3 protein-coding genes and 3 other RNA genes are annotated in these 1,383 nt (G+C 45.3%); all 6 read right to left on the bottom strand.

What is annotated here, in order from left to right; all coding sequences use genetic code 11:
- Nucleotides 1-14: 14 nt before the first annotated feature.
- Nucleotides 15-87: hammerhead ribozyme type II (locus FW758_RS24480), an RNA gene on the bottom strand.
- 1 nt (nucleotide 88) lies between these two features.
- Complete coding sequence (locus FW758_RS24475) at nucleotides 89-541, bottom strand: hypothetical protein (protein WP_432376933.1); 453 nt, start codon at nucleotides 539-541, stop codon at nucleotides 89-91.
- Nucleotides 542-552: 11 nt separating this feature from the next.
- The gene (locus FW758_RS24470; protein WP_173247653.1) at nucleotides 553-753 is read right to left on the bottom strand and encodes an ANR family transcriptional regulator; all 201 of its coding nucleotides are present in this window, start codon (nucleotides 751-753) and stop codon (nucleotides 553-555) included.
- Nucleotides 754-768: 15 nt separating this feature from the next.
- An RNA gene (locus FW758_RS24465) (hammerhead ribozyme type II) lies at nucleotides 769-841 on the bottom strand.
- A gap of 18 nt (nucleotides 842-859) precedes the next feature.
- Complete coding sequence (locus FW758_RS24460) at nucleotides 860-1,129, bottom strand: hypothetical protein (protein WP_446446816.1); 270 nt, start codon at nucleotides 1,127-1,129, stop codon at nucleotides 860-862.
- Nucleotides 1,130-1,142: 13 nt separating this feature from the next.
- Nucleotides 1,143-1,215: hammerhead ribozyme type II (locus FW758_RS24455), an RNA gene on the bottom strand.
- Nucleotides 1,216-1,383 lie beyond the last annotated feature (168 nt).

The following is a 1,383-nucleotide window of genomic DNA, read 5'->3' as shown; positions in this document are numbered from 1 at the left end:
CATCATTGCTCTTTGGTTAGCTGCTCATCAGTACCCAGCCACTACGCTGGATAGACACTCTCTACCGTGGTAGAAAGCGTTTCGCGGGTTAACTCAATACAGGTTCTTGGGTTAAACAATCTGCTTTAGTCACTTCCAAGCCTCGCAACTTCTTAAACTGGCGGCATAACACCGAGGCTTTAGAGTAATAAGGTGAAAGCCAAACCAATTTGTCATGTAGGTTGGGGTATGCTTTTTTCGCTCTACGCTTGCCATAGATCTTCTCTATCTCTGCAATATCCTTTGGCTTATATCTCGATATGGTTTTATGGCACCAAACCTCGGGTAAAATTTTGGGCGCATCCTCTGTTAAGTTTTTAATTTGAGTCATCCATTTCCCTTGAATGGCGCCATCTATATAAACTGCTAACACAGTTTTAGATTCACCATCCCGACAACGGGTGATGGATAGTTCATGGCCCTGATAACTGAAACGAACATTTACCATAAAGCTTGTCATTTCATCTTCAAGCTGTAGCCATTGCTCTTTTGTGATAGCCATTTTCTCTGTCCTTATTTACGCAGTTGGCGCACATGGCAGAACGCCATACGAGAATCAGCCCAATCGTAATTCGTTATTGAACTAGCCAGTTTTCGTGCTTGGCCCCAAAGCAAAGTGGCAATACCATAGTTGCCTGTACGCTCTTGCTCTGCGGCATCTGATGCGGTTCTGATATATTCGGTGCTTTCGACTGTTTTCTTGGTTTTCATCATCTTCATCCTCGTATGTGTTAGCTGCTCATCAGTACCCAGCCACTACGCTGGATAGACGCTTTCTACAGTGGTAGAAAGCGTTTCACGGGGCTACTCAATACATTTACTAATAATCGGCTGTTGCAAAGCGGCGCGGAAACACACCACCTTCAGCTATTTCAATGGCTAACTGTTCTTTAAAGGTTCTTGTTATTGGTTCACCGTCGTCATAATCTTCATCAGCAAAAAAAGTTAATGATTCAAGTAGCTTTTCATTCAATTCTTGTGGGTCCTCAACACAATCAGGATCACCAGTTTCCTCGATACAGTCAGCGATGCAGGCTTCTAGTGATTCACCTATCCACCAATCGCATTCATTCATTGCGTAAACTTTCATTTGCTTACTCCCAAGTTAGCTGCTCATCAGTACCCAGCCACTACGCTGGATAGACACTAGCGACCTAGGCCGCCAGTGTTTCGCTGGGTCTTGGGCTCTAGCCCGCTGTTGCTAGTAGCCCTAAGTTGTTGAGTGACTTTTCCATAAAGAAACCGATCACAGCGCGGCGTTCGCCTGCAAACTCTTGGCTTAACTCCTTGAGCGCATTGAGCAGCGCGGCGCACATCATCAAACAGTAATGCGGCCTTTCAGCG

This window comes from Shewanella sp. 1180_01 (assembly GCF_052850535.1).
This window is presented reverse-complemented; position numbering and strand designations above follow the sequence as displayed.